This window comes from Streptomyces sp. Je 1-369 (assembly GCF_026810505.1).
In the GTDB taxonomy this organism is placed as follows: domain Bacteria; phylum Actinomycetota; class Actinomycetes; order Streptomycetales; family Streptomycetaceae; genus Streptomyces.
This window is the reverse complement of record NZ_CP101750.1, coordinates 2,390,929-2,405,524: the sequence shown is the minus strand read 5'-3', so window position 1 is coordinate 2,405,524 and position 14,596 is coordinate 2,390,929. Positions and strand designations below refer to the sequence as shown.

12 protein-coding genes are annotated in these 14,596 nt (G+C 69.7%); 6 read left to right on the top strand and 6 right to left on the bottom strand.

Translation table 11 applies throughout. From position 1 onward, the window contains the following. The first annotated feature begins 73 nt into the window (after window positions 1-73). The 4 genes from lspA to NOO62_RS11000 all read left to right on the top strand — a co-directional run bounded on the left by lspA (window position 74) and on the right by NOO62_RS11000 (window position 3,907). A complete protein-coding gene (lspA, locus tag NOO62_RS11015) occupies window positions 74-742 on the top strand; it encodes a signal peptidase II (protein ID WP_268770699.1) in 669 nt (222 codons plus the stop codon). Window positions 743-822: 80 nt separating this feature from the next. Further along, complete coding sequence (locus NOO62_RS11010) at window positions 823-1,764, top strand: RluA family pseudouridine synthase (protein ID WP_268770698.1); 942 nt, start codon at window positions 823-825, stop codon at window positions 1,762-1,764. Beyond that, complete coding sequence (locus NOO62_RS11005) at window positions 1,761-2,240, top strand: GNAT family N-acetyltransferase (protein ID WP_268770697.1); 480 nt, start codon at window positions 1,761-1,763, stop codon at window positions 2,238-2,240. Before NOO62_RS11010 ends, NOO62_RS11005 begins: the two co-directional genes overlap by 4 nt. A gap of 80 nt (window positions 2,241-2,320) precedes the next feature. Continuing rightward, a complete protein-coding gene (locus NOO62_RS11000; protein ID WP_268770696.1) occupies window positions 2,321-3,907 on the top strand; it encodes a Na+/H+ antiporter in 1,587 nt (528 codons plus the stop codon). Window positions 3,908-3,913: 6 nt separating this feature from the next. Here NOO62_RS11000 and NOO62_RS10995 read toward each other — a convergent pair whose 3' ends face one another. After that, complete coding sequence (locus NOO62_RS10995) at window positions 3,914-5,011, bottom strand: mechanosensitive ion channel family protein (protein ID WP_268770695.1); 1,098 nt, start codon at window positions 5,009-5,011, stop codon at window positions 3,914-3,916. 43 nt (window positions 5,012-5,054) lie between these two features. Between NOO62_RS10995 and NOO62_RS10990 the strand changes: the two genes are divergently transcribed. After that, window positions 5,055-5,624, top strand: a complete 570-nt coding sequence (locus NOO62_RS10990) for a dienelactone hydrolase family protein (RefSeq protein WP_268770694.1) — start codon at window positions 5,055-5,057, stop codon at window positions 5,622-5,624. A gap of 23 nt (window positions 5,625-5,647) precedes the next feature. On the opposite strand, the gene NOO62_RS10985 is transcribed toward NOO62_RS10990, so the two are convergent. The 4 genes from NOO62_RS10985 to NOO62_RS10970 all read right to left on the bottom strand — a co-directional run bounded on the left by NOO62_RS10985 (window position 5,648) and on the right by NOO62_RS10970 (window position 10,332). Next, entirely contained in the window at window positions 5,648-7,306 is a 1,659-nt protein-coding gene (locus tag NOO62_RS10985; protein ID WP_268770693.1) for an alkaline phosphatase D family protein, read from the bottom strand. Window positions 7,307-7,435: 129 nt separating this feature from the next. Continuing rightward, on the bottom strand, window positions 7,436-8,236 hold the full coding sequence (locus NOO62_RS10980) for a DsbA family protein (RefSeq protein WP_268770692.1): 801 nt from the start codon (window positions 8,234-8,236) through the stop codon (window positions 7,436-7,438). 43 nt (window positions 8,237-8,279) lie between these two features. After that, window positions 8,280-8,966: a hypothetical protein gene (locus tag NOO62_RS10975; protein ID WP_268775565.1), complete on the bottom strand. Its 687-nt coding sequence runs from the start codon at window positions 8,964-8,966 to the stop codon at window positions 8,280-8,282. 37 nt (window positions 8,967-9,003) lie between these two features. Further along, the gene (locus tag NOO62_RS10970; RefSeq protein ID WP_268770691.1) at window positions 9,004-10,332 is read right to left on the bottom strand and encodes a DUF2252 domain-containing protein; all 1,329 of its coding nucleotides are present in this window, start codon (window positions 10,330-10,332) and stop codon (window positions 9,004-9,006) included. Window positions 10,333-10,558: 226 nt separating this feature from the next. On the opposite strand from NOO62_RS10970, the gene dnaE reads away from it, so the two are divergent. Continuing rightward, on the top strand, window positions 10,559-14,101 hold the full coding sequence (dnaE, locus tag NOO62_RS10965) for a DNA polymerase III subunit alpha (protein WP_268770690.1): 3,543 nt from the start codon (window positions 10,559-10,561) through the stop codon (window positions 14,099-14,101). Window positions 14,102-14,193: 92 nt separating this feature from the next. On the opposite strand, the gene NOO62_RS10960 is transcribed toward dnaE, so the two are convergent. After that, window positions 14,194-14,379: a hypothetical protein gene (locus NOO62_RS10960; RefSeq protein WP_268770689.1), complete on the bottom strand. Its 186-nt coding sequence runs from the start codon at window positions 14,377-14,379 to the stop codon at window positions 14,194-14,196. Between the last annotated feature and the right edge of the window lie 217 nt (window positions 14,380-14,596).

Here is a 14,596-nt window from a genome sequence, read left to right as displayed (position 1 = left end):
GCCTGGGCACCGGGGACCGTACGTGTGTGCCGTACTCTCGTCCCCAGTCAGGTACCTAGGTTGAGGGACTCACGTGGCAGAGGCGGAGCGCATCATCGGTACGCCGGACATCCCTGAGGCGGCCGGGGACGGGCCGGAGCAGTCCGGTCCGGACTCCGGGGAGTCGGCGGCGGCCGAGCAGGACGGGCAGCGGGCCGAGCCCGACGCCGAAGGCGCGGCCGACGCCGAGGCCGAGGCCGGGACCGCCGACGGCAAGGGCAAGCGCAGGATCGCCGTGCTCTTCGCGGTGGCCGTCGTCGCGTACGCCTTCGACCTGATCAGCAAGATGATCGTGGTCGCCAAGCTGGAGCACCACGAGCCGATCGAGCTGGTCGGCGAGTGGCTCCGCCTCTCCGCGATCCGCAACGCGGGCGCGGCCTTCGGCTTCGGCGAGGCCTTCACCATCATCTTCACGTGCATCGCCGCGGCGGTCATCGTGGTGATCGCACGGCTCGCCCGCAAGCTGTACAGCCTGCCGTGGGCGATCGCGCTCGGCCTGCTCCTCGGCGGCGCCCTCGGCAACCTCACCGACCGCCTCTTCCGCACGCCCGGCGTCTTCGAGGGCGCGGTCGTCGACTTCATCGCCCCCAAGGGCTTCGCGGTGTTCAACCTCGCGGACTCGGCGATCGTCTGCGGCGGCATCCTGATCGTGCTGCTCTCCTTCCGCGGCCTGGACCCGGACGGCACCGTCCACAAGGACTGAGAGCCTGAGAGCCGACCTTCCGGACGCGGGCGGGAACCCTGTGGTGCGGGAGTGTCGGTGCGCTCCTGCATACTCAATGGGTGAGCACGATTCCCGAGATCCGTACCCTGCCCGTGCCGGACGGCCTGGAGGGCGAGCGCGTCGACGCCGCCATCTCGCGCATGTTCGGGTTCTCCCGTACGAAGGCCGCCGAGCTTGCCGCGGCGGGGAAGGTCTCGGTCGACGGCTCGGTGGTCGGCAAGTCCGAGCGGGTGCACGGCGGCGCCTGGCTGGAAGTCGAGATGCCGCAGGCGCCCGCTCCGGTGCAGATCGTCGCCGAGCCCGTCGAGGGCATGGAGATCGTGCATGACGACGACGACATCGTCGTGATCGTCAAGCCGGTCGGCGTGGCCGCGCACCCCAGCCCGGGCTGGACCGGCACGACCGTGATCGGCGGCCTCGCGGCGGCCGGATACCGGATCTCCACCTCCGGCGCGGCCGAGCGCCAGGGCATCGTGCACCGCCTCGACGTCGGCACGTCCGGCCTGATGGTCGTCGCCAAGTCGGAGCGGGCGTACACCTCCCTGAAGCGCCAGTTCAAGGAGCGTACGGTCGACAAGCGCTACAACGCGCTGGTCCAGGGCCACCCCGACCCGATGAGCGGCACCATCGACGCCCCCATCGGCCGCCACCCGAACCACGACTACAAGTGGGCGGTCACGGCCGAGGGCAAGCCCTCCGTGACGCACTACGACCTCATCGAGGCCTTCCGCGCCGCTTCCCTGCTCGACATCAAGCTGGAGACGGGACGCACGCACCAGATCCGCGTGCACATGTCGGCCCACCGGCACCCGTGCGTGGGCGACCTGACGTACGGCGCGGACCCGACCCTCGCCAAGCGTCTCGGCCTCACCCGCCAGTGGCTGCACGCGGTCCGGCTCGGCTTCGAGCACCCGGGCGACGGCCAGTGGGTGGAGTATGAGAGCGGCTACCCCGAGGACCTCCAGAAGGCGCTCGACCGGGTCCGGGCGGAGAGCTCGTGACCGGAGTGACGGTCCGGGTCGCCGAGAACACCGACGACGTGGAGGCCTGCTTCGCCGTCCGCAAGGACGTCTTCGTGGCCGAGCAGCAGGTCCCCGAAGAGCTGGAGTACGACGAGTACGACGCCCGGGCGGTGCACGTCCTGGCCGTCCGTGCGGACGGCGTCCCGCTGGGCACGGGCCGCCTCCTGACCGGATCCGCCGCGGCCGCCAAGAACGGCGGGGACACCACCGTGGGCGCCCTCGGCAGGCTCGCGGTGACGCGGGCCGCGCGCGGGCTCGGCGTGGGCGCCGCCCTGGTCCGGGCCATCGAGGACACGGCACGCGCGCGTGGCCTGAGCGCGGTCGACCTGCACGCGCAGACCCACGCCCTGGGCTTCTACGAACGCCTCGGGTACGAGGTGTATGGGCCGGAGTTCCCCGACGCCGGTATCCCGCACCGCGCCATGCGGAAGTCACTCACCCAGCGAGCCCAGTGAGCGCGCTGCTCCGGTTGGTGGTGCGGGCGTGGCAGGGTTGAGGTCTTGATCGTCCAAGTCTCGACCGCCGGAGTGCACACGTGGATCAACTGGCGCTGGTGCTCATCTTGCTGCTCGGTGCCGTGGTCACGGTGCCCCTGGGGGACCGGCTCGGGCTGCCCGCGCCGGTCCTGATGACGTTGGCCGGCATCGGCATGGCGCTGCTGCCGTTCGTGCCCAATGTGGAGATCCCGCCGGACTACATCCTTCCGCTGGTGCTCCCGCCGCTGCTCTACGCCGCCGTGCAGCGCACGTCGTGGCGGCAGTTCACGGCCAACATCCGCCCGATCCTGCTGCTCGCGGTGGCGCTGGTCTTCGTGACGACCGCGGCGGTCGCGGCGGTCGCCAACTCGTTCGTGCCGGGGCTGCCGATCGCTGCGGCCGTGGCGCTGGGGGCGCTCGTCGCGCCGCCCGACCCGGTCGCCGCGACCGCGGTCGCCGGGTCGCTGGGGCTGCCGCGCAGGCTCGTCTCGATCCTGGAGGGCGAGGGCCTCTTCAACGACGTCACGGCCATCGTGCTCTACCACGTGGCGATCACGGCGGCGGTGAGCGGTTCCTTCTCCTGGCCCTCCGCCGTGGGGCTCCTGGTCCTGTCGGCCGTGGTCGCCATCGTCGTCGGCCTCGTGCTCGGCTGGCTCACCAACAAGCTCATGGGGCTCCTCGGCGAGGCCACCCTGCAGACCGGTCTCACCCTCCTCGTGCCGTTCGTCAGCTACGTGCTCGCCGAGGAGCTGCACGGATCCGGTGTGCTCGCGGTCCTCGTCACCGCGCTCTACCTCGCGGAGAACGCCGTCGACGCCGACGACGTGCTCGGCCGGATCACCGGGCAGACGTTCTGGCAGATCGTGGACACCCTGGTCACCGGCATCGCCTTCGGCCTCATCGGCCTGGAGCTGCACAACGTCTTCGGCATCGCGAGCGGCCGCCAGTGGGAGATGTTCGGCTGGGGCGCGGCGATCGTCGCCGTCGTCGTCGGCGTACGCCTGCTGTGGCTGCTGCCCGCGACGTGGCTGGCCAAGCGGCTGCACAAGCTGCGCGACGTCGACGAGGAGATCCCGACCACCTGGCGCGAGACCGTCGTCATGTGGTGGTCGGGGATGCGGGGCGTGGCGTCGGTGGCGCTGGCGCTCGCCATTCCGCTCAAGACGGAGGACGGTTCTCCGTTCCCGGCCCGCGAAGAGATCATCTTCATCGCGTTCTGCGTGATCATGGCGACCCTCATCGCGCAGGGTCTCACCCTGCCCTGGCTGGTGCGCAGGCTCGGGGTGCGCGCCGACGCCGACAAGGAGCGCGAGCTGGAGCGCACGCTCGCCCTGCGGGCGGCCAAGGCCGCCAAGCGACGCCTCAAGGAGATCGAGGAGGTCGAGGAGCTCCCCGAGGACGTCACCGAGCGGCTCCAGCGCGGGGCGTTCGACATCGGGGCCAGGATCAGCCCGGACCTGGTCGACGACGAGCGCCGCGAGCGGTACGCCAAGCGCGTCGACCGGTGGAAGGCCGTCCAGCGCATCCAGCGCGAGATGATGTCCGCCGCCCGGCACGAAGTGCTTGCCGCCCGCAGCGAACCCGGCGCCGACCCCGAGGTCGTCGACCGGGTCCTGCACCACCTCGACATACGGAGTCTGCGGTGACTCGGCTCAGCCGCGTCCCGTCCGGGGCGCGTCCGGCGTGAACTGCTCGAAGTGCGGGCGGTGGCCGTTCGACGCCGACTCGGCGGTGCCGGTGGTGACCCGCGGCAGCGCGTAGGCGTGGTGCTCGGTGAGCCAGCGGACCATCTGCTCGCGCACCGTGACCCGCACCGTCCAGATGTCGTCCGCGTCCTTCGCGGTGACCAGGGCGCGGACCTGGATCGTCGTCGGCGTGGTGTCCGTGACCGCGAGGCCCCAGTCCCTGCCGTCCCACGCGGCGCAGTCCCGCAGGATGTCGTGGAGCCGGTCGCGCATCAGCGCGATCGGCGCCGAGTGGTCCAGCTGGAAGAAGACCGTGCCGGTCATCTCGGCGCCGCCCCGCGACCAGTTCTCGAACGGCTTCGACGTGAAGTACGACACGGGCATGGTGATCCGGCGCTCGTCCCATGTGCGGACGGTCAGGAAGGTCAGCGTGATCTCGTCGACCGTGCCCCACTCGCCGTCCACCACCACCGTGTCGCCGAGTCGCACCATGTCGCCGAAGGCGATCTGCAGCCCCGCGAAGAGGTTGCCGAGGGTGGACTGGGCGGCGACACCGGCGACGATGCCGAGGATGCCGGCGGAGGCGAGCAGTGAGGCGCCCGCGGCCTGCATGGCGGGGAAGGTCAGGAGCATCGCGGCGACGGCCACGACACCGACGATCGCGGTGACCACCCGCTGGATGAGGGTCACCTGTGTGCGGACGCGGCGGACGCGGGCCGGGTCGCGGTGCATGGCCGCGTAGCGCGCGTACGACGACTCGACTATGGCCGCCGCGATCCGCACGACGAGCCAGGCGGTGGAGCCGATGAGGACGAGGGTGAGCGTGCGGCTGATGTCCGCCGAGTGGTCCTTGGCGATCTTCGTCTGTGCGTAGGAGCCTCTCAAGATGGCGGTGCACAGGACGACTTGCAGCGGTATGCGGCAGCGGCGCAGCAGCCCCCACAGCGGTGTGTCGTGGTGCCGCTCGTCGGCCCGGCGCAGCAGTACGTCGACCAGATAGCCGACGACCACCGTGAGCACGACCGAGCCGCCGACCACGATCAACGGACGCAGTACGTTCTCCATGCCTCCGAGGGTAGGGGTACGGCCCGGATGGCACGATGGCCCCATGAACATCGTGCTTTTCCATTCGACGTACGGCCTGCGGCCCGCGGTGCACGCGGCGGCCGACCGGCTGCGTGCCGCCGGGCACGAGGTGTGGACCCCCGACCTCTTCGAGGGCCGCGTCTTCGACAGCGTCGAGGAGGGCAGGACCTTTCAGAACGAGCTCGGCAAGGACGAGATCCTGAAGCGCGCGATCCTCGCCGCAGCGCCCTACTCGGAGCGGGGGCTCGTCTACGCGGGCTTCGCGCTCGGCGCCGCGACCGCGCAGACCCTCGCCCTCGGCGACGAGAAGGCGCGCGGGCTGCTGCTCCTGCACGGCACCTCCGACCTCGCGGAGAACGCGGCCGTGGACGAGCTGCCCGTGCAGCTGCACGTCGCCGAGCCCGACCCGTTCGAGTCCGACGACTGGCTGAGCGCCTGGTACCTGCGGATGGGCCGGGCGGGCGCCGACGTGGAGATCTACCGGTACGCGGGCGCCGGGCACCTCTTCACCGACCCGGACCTCGACGACTACGACGCCGAGGCCACGGAGGCGACGTGGCGCACGGCGCTCGGCTTCCTGGAGACCCTCTAGAGCCTGCCCCTGGGGATCGGCGGTCAGCGGACCGGGGCGTGCACGCGCTCGACCTTCTGCGTGCCGCTCAGCGTGCGGTACGAACGGGCCCAGGACGAGGTGGCCGCCGGGTCGGTCCGGTCCGAGACGACGTAGTAGTCCATCTGCGAGCGCTCGGCGGTGACGTCGAGGACGCCGTAGCCGTGCGAGTCCATGTCGAGCCACTTCACGTGCCGGTTGGCGGCCTTGAGGGCGGCCGCCGCCACGAGGGAGACCGTGTGCGGGGCGACGTGGAGCATGTCGTCGATGTTGTCGGAGCTCACCGACGTGACCACGAACTCGGTGGCGGCCGAGGCCGACAGCGGGTACGTGGCGGCCTTGACCGGCACGTCGTTCGCCCAGGCCATGTGGATGTCGCCGGTGAGGAAGACGGTGTTGTGGATCTTGTTGTCCCGCAGGTGGGAGATGAGTTCCTTGCGGTCGTCCGTGTAGCCGTCCCACTGGTCGGTGTTGATGGCCAGGCCCTCGCCGGGCAGGCCGAGCAACTCCGCGAGGGGCTTCAGGAGATGCGCGGGCAGGGAGCCGAAGGCGACCGGCGTGATCATCACCGAGGTGCCGACGAGCTTCCAGGCGGCGTCCGAGGCGGCCAGGCCCGACTTCAGCCAGTCGAGCTGCGCGCGGCCGGTGATCGTGCGGTCCGGGTCGTCGACCTCGCCGCTGCCGAACCCGGCCTGCTCGGAGCGGAAGGACCGCAGGTCGAGCAGGTGCAGATCGGCCAGCCTGCCGAACCGGACGCGGCGGTAGACGGTGCCCGCGGTCGAGGCGCGCACGGGCATCCACTCGAAGTACGCCTGCTTGGCCGCCGCCATGCGGCCCGCCCAGTCGCCCTCGGTCTCCGGTGAGTGGTTCACGGCCCCGCCCGACCAGGCGTTGTCGGCGAACTCGTGGTCGTCCCAGATCGCGATGACGGGGTGCGTGGCGTGCATCGCCTGCGCGTCGGGGTCGGTCTTGTGGACGCCGTGCCGGGTGCGGTAGTCGGCGAGCGTCCTGATCTCGTGCTTCGGCTCGTGCTGGCGTACGACGTTCTCGGCCGAGGGGTACTCGCCGCTCCGGTACTCGTAGATGTAGTCGCCGAGGTGGAGGACCGCGTCGAGTTCGGTGCGGGCCGCGAGGTGGCGGTACGGGGAGAAGTGACCGGCCTCCCAGTTGGCGCAGGACACCACTCCGAAGCGGACGCCGTGCGCGGAGGCGTCGTGCGCGGGGGTGGTGCGGGTACGCCCCACGGGGGAGTGCACATCCCCTACGGAGAAGCGGAAGTAATAGGTGGTCGCCTGGTGCAGGCCCCTTACGTCGGCCTTCACCGTGTGGTCCGACTCCGCCCGCGCGGTGGTGCTGCCGCGGCCGACGACCCGGGTGAACCCCTTGTCCTCGGCCACCTGCCAGGTCACCTCGGTGTCGGGGCCCTTGCCGGAGCCGGGCACGGCGTCCGGGGCGGGCGTCACACGGGTCCAGAGCAGGACGCCGTCGGGCAGCGGGTCGCCCGAGGCGACGCCGTGGTGGAAGGCGGGTCTCTCGGCCGCGTGGGCGGGTATGGCGGCGAGGGGGGCGCCGAGTACGGCGGTGGCGGCCGCGGCCTTGACGACCGTACGGCGGCTGGGCGCCGGGGAGTTGAGCGACGAATGAAGATCGTTTCGACTGGTCACAGGCGATCACGATACTGAGCGGTAATCGCACGAGGGGGGCGAACGCGTTAAGTCCGCCCCCCTGTTGGGTGATCAGCCCGCTACCCAGGCGGAGCTATCAGCCCACTACTGATCGGGATGATCAGTCCGCTACTTCGTGACGCCCGCCTTCTTCAGGGCGGCCTTCCAGTCGTCCGGGGTCTTCGGCGTCTCGATGGCCTTGTCGTTGATCTTGATGGTCGGGGTGGAGTCCACGCCCTCGGCCGACTGGAAGGAGTCGCTCATCTTGAGGGCCCAGGGGTCGAACTTCCCCTTCTCGACGGCGCTCTTGAACTTCTTGTTGCCCTTGAGGGCGTCCACGGTGTTCGCGACCTTGATCAGGTACTCGTCCTTCGCGAAGTCGTCGGCGGACTCCGAGGGGTGGTACTTCGACGAGTACAGCGCGGTCTTGTACTCCAGGAACGCGTCGGAGCTGACGTCCAGGGCGGCGCCGAGCGCGCTCAGGGCGTTCTTCGACCCTTCGCCCGAGAGGTTGTTGTCGAGGAACGTGCCGATGGTGAAGGTCAGCTTGTAGTCGCCGTCCTTCATGCCCTTGTCGACCGCGGAGCCGATGGACTGCTCCATGGCCGCGCAGCCGGGGCAGCGCGGGTCCTCGTACAGGTGGACCTTGTTCTTCGAGTCGGACTTGCCGATCGTGACCGTGGTGCCGTCCTTGCCGGAGGTGTTCGCCGGGACGACCACCTTGGCGTCGGCGGCCTCCTCCCACTTCGAGGGCGCGTTGGACTGCATGACGGCGTAGCCGACGCCGCCGGCTATCGCGAGGACGCCGACGATCGCGCCGGCGACGATGGCGCCCCGCTTGCGCTTCTCGCGCCTGCGCTCGGCCTCCTGCTGGACGCGGATGCGCTCGCGCGCTGCGGACTTGGCGGCCTGGCTGTTGCGCTTGCTCATGATCTTTTTCTCCGTGTGGACGAACTGCGTGGGGGAGCTGTACTCAGGCGATGACGGCCGAGCACGGCGGTCCACGCCGTCCCACGAAGTGCACGAGGAGCCGCGTGCGCGCCGCCGCCCGCACCCGGCGCGCGGGGCGCGGCAGGCGGCGTACGGGCCTGCGGGAGGTGGTGACCGCGGCGACCGCGATCAGCAGGGGCCGGAACGTCGCGGCGGCGACCGCGCGCAGCAGCTGGGCCAGCGCCCGCTCGCCGCGCCGCAGCCAGGCCGCCGCGAGGAGGCCCACCCCGACGTGCGCACCGAGCAGCAGCCAGGCCGCGCCCGGATCCACGTCGGTGAGGAGCGCGGCCGCGCCGTGCCCCTCGGCGGTCATCCTGGCCAGCGGGGTCCCCACGGGCGCCCCGCCGCACAGCACGTCGAAGCCGACGGCGCGCAGCGGGCCCGCGACGGGGCCGCCCGCCTCGCCGTAACAGACGTGCTGCCCCGCGGTGAACACCGTGTCGGCTGCCAGCTCCAGGGGGATCAGCAGGGCCGCGATCCGCCCGTACCCGCGCTCGCGCCCCGCCGTCGCGTACGCGATGACGAAGACGGCGGCGGCGATCGCCGCGACGGTGGTCAGCGGCAGGGGAACGCGGGACAGCAGCACGTGCGACGCGGCGGACAGCGTCACGACGAGTGCCGTGAAGAGCGCCGCGCGCACCACTCTGAGCTGCATCCCGGATATGTCCATCGCGGAGGAGTGTGCCATGTGTTCCTGTGGGCGACGCCTACAGGCCCGGGATCCTGCCGTTGCGGAACAGGTCGACGAAGATCTGGTGGTCGGCACGCGCGCGTGCCCCGTACGAGTGCGCGAAGTCGACGAGCAGGTCCGCGAAGCCGTCCTCGTCCGCGGCGATCGTGGCGTCGATGGCGCGCTCCGTGGAGAACGGCACCAGGTCGGAGTGGCCGCTCTCGTCGTCCGCCGCGGCGTGCATCGTGGCCGTGGCGCGGCCCAGGTCGGCGACGACGGCGGAGATCTCGTCGATCTCGTCGATGTCCGACCAGTCCAGGTCCACGGCGTACGGCGACACCTCGGCGACCAGCTGGCCCGCGCCGTCCAGCTCGGTCCAGCCGAGCCACGGGTCGGCGTGCGCCTGGAGGGCGCGCTGCGAGATGACGGTGCGGTGGCCCTCGTGCTGGAAGTACCCACGGACCGCCGGGTCCGTGATGTGGCGCGAGACGGCGGGGGTCTGCGCCTGCTTGAGGTAGATCACGACGTCGTTCTCCAGGGCGTCGCTGTTGCCCTCCAGGAGGATGTTGTACGACGGCAGGCCCGCGGAGCCGATGCCGATGCCGCGACGGCCCACGACGTCCTTCACGCGGTACGAGTCGGGGCGGGTGAGCGAGGACTCCGGCAGCGTCTCCAGATAGCCGTCGAACGCGGCGAGGACCTTGTACCGCGTGGCGGCGTCGAGCTCGATGGAGCCGCCGCCGTCCGCGAAGCGGCGCTCGAAGTCGCGGATCTCGGTCATCGAGTCGAGCAGCCCGAAGCGGGTCAGGGAGCGGGCGTCGCGCAGGGCGTCCAGGAGGGGGCCCTGAGCGGTGTCCAGCGTGAAGGGCGGCACCTCGTCGCTCTTGGCGCCCGTCGCCAGGTCGTGGATCCGCTCGCGGTACGCCGACGCGTACGTCCGCACGAGGTCGGTGATCTGGTCGTCACCGAGCGCCTTCGTGTACCCGATCAGGGCCACGGAGGCGGCGAAGCGCTTCAGGTCCCAGGTGAAGGGGCCCACGTAGGCCTCGTCGAAGTCGTTCACGTTGAAGATCAGGCGGCCCTGCGCGTCCATGTACGTACCGAAGTTCTCGGCGTGCAGGTCGCCGTGGATCCACACCCGGCCCGTGCGGTCGTCGAGGTAGGGCCCGCCGTGCTGCTCGCGCTCCAGGTCGCCGTAGAACAGGCAGGCCGTGCCGCGGTAGAACGCGAAGGCGGAGGAGGCCATCTTCCGGAACTTGACCCGGAACGCGGCGGGGTCCGCGGCGAGCAGCTCGCCGAACGCGGTGTCGAAGACGGCGAGGATCTCCTCGCCGCGCTGCTCAGCCGTGGGCTGCGGGACCGACATCGCTGGGTGCCTCCTGGTACAGGGGTGGTGCGTGACACGGGGGCGGACGCTCCGCCTCCGGGGACAGGGGGATCTTCCGCCCCTCGGGGCAGGTGTTCCGCCCCTTCCAACGCTCGACCGTACTCCCGAGTGCCCACCGGTTGTCAGCGCCCCGGATTAGACTTCCACGCTGTCCCCCCAGACTGCCCGCAGCCTGTCACCCCTCGTTCGCCGGAGGCCTTCCACCGTGACCAAGCCGCCCTTCACGCACCTGCACGTCCACACGCAGTACTCGCTCCTGGACGGTGCCGCGCGGCTCAAGGACATGTTCAACGCGGCCAATGAGATGGGCATGACGCATATCGCCATGTCCGACCACGGCAACCTGCACGGTGCGTACGACTTCTTCCACTCGGCGCAGAAGGCGGGCGTGACGCCGATCATCGGCATCGAGGCGTACGTGGCGCCGGAGTCGCGCCGGAACAAGCGCAAGATCAAGTGGGGGCAGCCGCACCAGAAGCGCGACGACGTGTCCGGTTCGGGTGGTTACACCCACAAAACGATCTGGGCGGCGAACGAGAAGGGCCTGCACAACCTCTTCAAGCTGTCCTCGGACGCCTATGCCGAGGGCTGGCTGCAGAAGTGGCCGCGCATGGACAAGGAGACCATCTCCCAGTGGTCGGAGGGTCTTATCGCCTCCACCGGCTGCCCCTCGGGCGAGCTGCAGACGCGGCTGCGGCTCGGACAGTTCGACGAGGCCGTGCAGGCGGCCTCGGACTACCAGGACATCTTCGGCAAGGACCGGTATTTCCTGGAGCTGATGGACCACGGCATCGACATCGAGCGCCGGGTCCGTGACGACCTGCTCCGGGTCGGCAAGAAGCTCGGCATCCCGCCCCTGGTGACGAACGACTCGCACTACACGTACGCGCACGAGTCCGTGGCGCACGACGCGCTGCTGTGCATCCAGACCGGCAAGAACCTCTCCGACCCGGACCGCTTCCGCTTCGACGGCACGGGCTACTACCTGAAGTCCACGGACGAGATGTACGCCATCGACTCCTCGGAGGCGTGGCAGGAGGGCTGCCGCAACACGCTCCTGGTGGCCGAGCAGATCGACACCACGGGCATGTTCGAGAAGCGCGACCTGATGCCGAAGTTCGACATCCCGGAGGGCTTCACCGAGGTCACCTGGTTCCAGGAGGAGGTCCGCCGCGGCATGGAGCGCCGCTATCCGGGCGGCGTCCCCGAGGACCGCCAGAAGCAGGCCGAGTACGAGATGGACATCATCATCCAGATGGGGTTCCCGGGGTACTTCCTGGTCGTCGCCGACTTCATCATGTGGGCCAAGAACAACGGCATCGCGGTCGGCCCGGGCCGAGGCTCCGCGGCCGGTTCGATCGTGGCGTACGCCATGGGCATCACCGACCTCGACCCGATCACGCACGGCCTGATCTTCGAGCGGTTCCTCAACCCCGAGCGCGTCTCCATGCCCGATGTCGACATCGACTTCGACGAGCGCAGGCGCGTCGAGGTGATCAGGTACGTGACGGAGAAGTACGGCGCCGACAAGGTCGCCATGATCGGCACGTACGGCAAGATCAAGGCGAAGAACGCGATCAAGGACTCCGCGCGCGTGCTCGGATATCCGTACGCGATGGGCGACCGCCTCACCAAGGCCATGCCCGCCGACGTCCTGGGCAAGGGCATCGACCTCTCCGGCATCACCGACCCCAAGCACCCGCGCTACAGCGAAGCGGGCGAGATCCGGGGGATGTACGAGAACGAGCCCGACGTGAAGAAGGTCATCGACACCGCCAAGGGCGTCGAGGGCCTGGTCCGGCAGATGGGTGTGCACGCGGCCGGCGTGATCATGTCCAGCGAGCCCATCGTCGACCACGCCCCGCTCTGGACGCGGCACACCGACGGCGTGACCATCACGCAGTGGGACTACCCCCAGTGCGAGTCGCTCGGCCTGCTCAAGATGGACTTCCTGGGCCTGCGCAACCTCACCATCATGGACGACGCCGTCAAGATGGTGCGGAACGACAAGGGCATCGACCTGGAGATGCTCTCCCTCGAACTGGACGACCCCAAGACCTTCGAACTGCTCTGCCGCGGTGAGACGCTCGGCGTCTTCCAGTTCGACGGCGGCCCCATGCGCTCGCTGCTCCGCCAGATGCAGCCCGACAACTTCGAGGACATCTCCGCCGTCTCGGCCCTGTACCGGCCGGGCCCGATGGGCATGAACTCGCACATCAACTACGCCGAGCGCAAGAACGGCCGCCAGGAGATCACGCCGATCCACCCGGAGCTCGAAGAGCCCCTGAAGGAGACGCTCGGCCTCACCTACGGCCTCATCGTGTACCAGGAGCAGGTGCAGAAGGCCGCCCAGATCGTCGCCGGGTACTCGCTGGGTGAAGCCGACATCCTGCGCCGCGTGATGGGCAAGAAGAAGCCCGAGGAGCTGGCGAAGAACTTCGTCCTCTTCCAGGAGGGCGCGAAGAAGAACGGGTACTCGGACGAGGCGATCCAGGCCCTGTGGGACGTCCTGGTCCCGTTCGCCGGATACGCGTTCAACAAGGCGCACTCCTCCGCGTACGGCCTGGTCACCTACTGGACCGCCTACCTGAAGGCGAACTACCCGGCCGAGTACATGGCCGCGCTGCTCACCTCGGTGAAGGACGACAAGGACAAGTCGGCCGTCTATCTGAACGAGTGCCGGCGCATGGGCATCAAGGTGCTGCCGCCGAACGTGAACGAGTCGGTGCACAACTTCGCCGCCCAGGGAGACGACGAGATCCTCTTCGGCCTGGAGGCCGTGCGCAACGTCGGCACGAACGTGGTCGAGTCGATCATCCGGTCCCGCAAGGCCAAGGGGAAGTTCACCTCCTTCCCCGACTACCTGGACAAGGTCGAGGCCACCGCCTGCAACAAGCGCACCACGGAGTCGCTGATCAAGGCGGGCGCCTTCGACACCATGGGGCACACCCGCAAGGGCCTCACCGCGCAGTACGAACCGATGATCGACAACGTGGTCGCGGTCAAGCGCAAGGAGGCCGAGGGACAGTTCGACCTCTTCGGGGGGATGGGCGAGGAGACCGGCGGCGACGAGCCCGGCTTCGGCCTGGACGTGGAGTTCTCCGAGGACGAGTGGGAGAAGACCTACCTGCTCGCCCAGGAGCGCGAGATGCTCGGTCTCTACGTCTCCGACCACCCGCTCTTCGGCCTGGAGCACGTCCTGTCCGACAAGGCGGACGCGGGCATCGGGCAGCTCACCGGCGGTGACTTCTCCGACGGGTCGGTCGTCACCATCGGCGGCATCATCTCGGGCCTGCAGCGCAAGATGACCAAGCAGGGCAACGCCTGGGCGATCGCCACCGTCGAGGATCTCGCGGGATCCATCGAGTGCATGTTCTTCCCGGCCACGTACCAGCTGGTGTCGACGCAACTGGTCGAGGACGCCGTGGTGTTCGTCAAGGGACGCCTCGACAAGCGCGAGGACGTGCCGCGGCTCGTCGCGATGGAGATGCAGGTCCCCGACCTGTCGAACGCGGGTACCAACGCGCCCGTGATCATCACCATCCCGACGGTCAAGGTGAGCCCGCCGATGATCACCCGCCTCGGAGAGGTCCTCAGCCACCACCGCGGCAACAGCGAGGTGCGGATCAAGCTCCAGGGAGCGCAGAAGACCACCGTGCTGCGCCTCGACCGGCACCGCGTGAAGCCGGACCCGGCGCTCTTCGGCGACCTGAAGGTGCTGCTCGGCCCGTCCTGCCTGGCGGGCTGATCCGGCCCCCGGTCACCGACCGACACCTGCCATGAGGGGCGCACCCGGACCGGGTGCGCCCCTCATGCGTGCCATGTGTGCCTGCGCGCGCGTCAGTTGTGACCGAAGCGCCGCTGGTGCTTACGTGCAACATCAGCAGGGCTGCCCTGGGCCTGCGTCTGCGGCTGCATCGAGGTCTGGGCGTCGACGGCGGTCGACTTGGCCTCCTCCTGCGCCTGCTCGGCCTGCGAGGAGCGGTTCTGCTGGCCGCCCTGCTTGCGGTGTTTGTTCTTGGCCATGGTGATCTTCCTCCTGAGGGGGATCTGGGGGCCAGGACGCGACCAGATTCACATATGGCGGCAAAGCGCGCATTTCGGATAATTACCGTGCGTCATACGGCCTGTCGGGGAGCGATTCGCCGATGCGCCACGCCGAAGATCGAGTTCCGGCCGTTAACCTCCGCCGGGTCGGGCAGACTCGAAGGGAACCCGACGCGGACCCGCACCCCTGATTCGT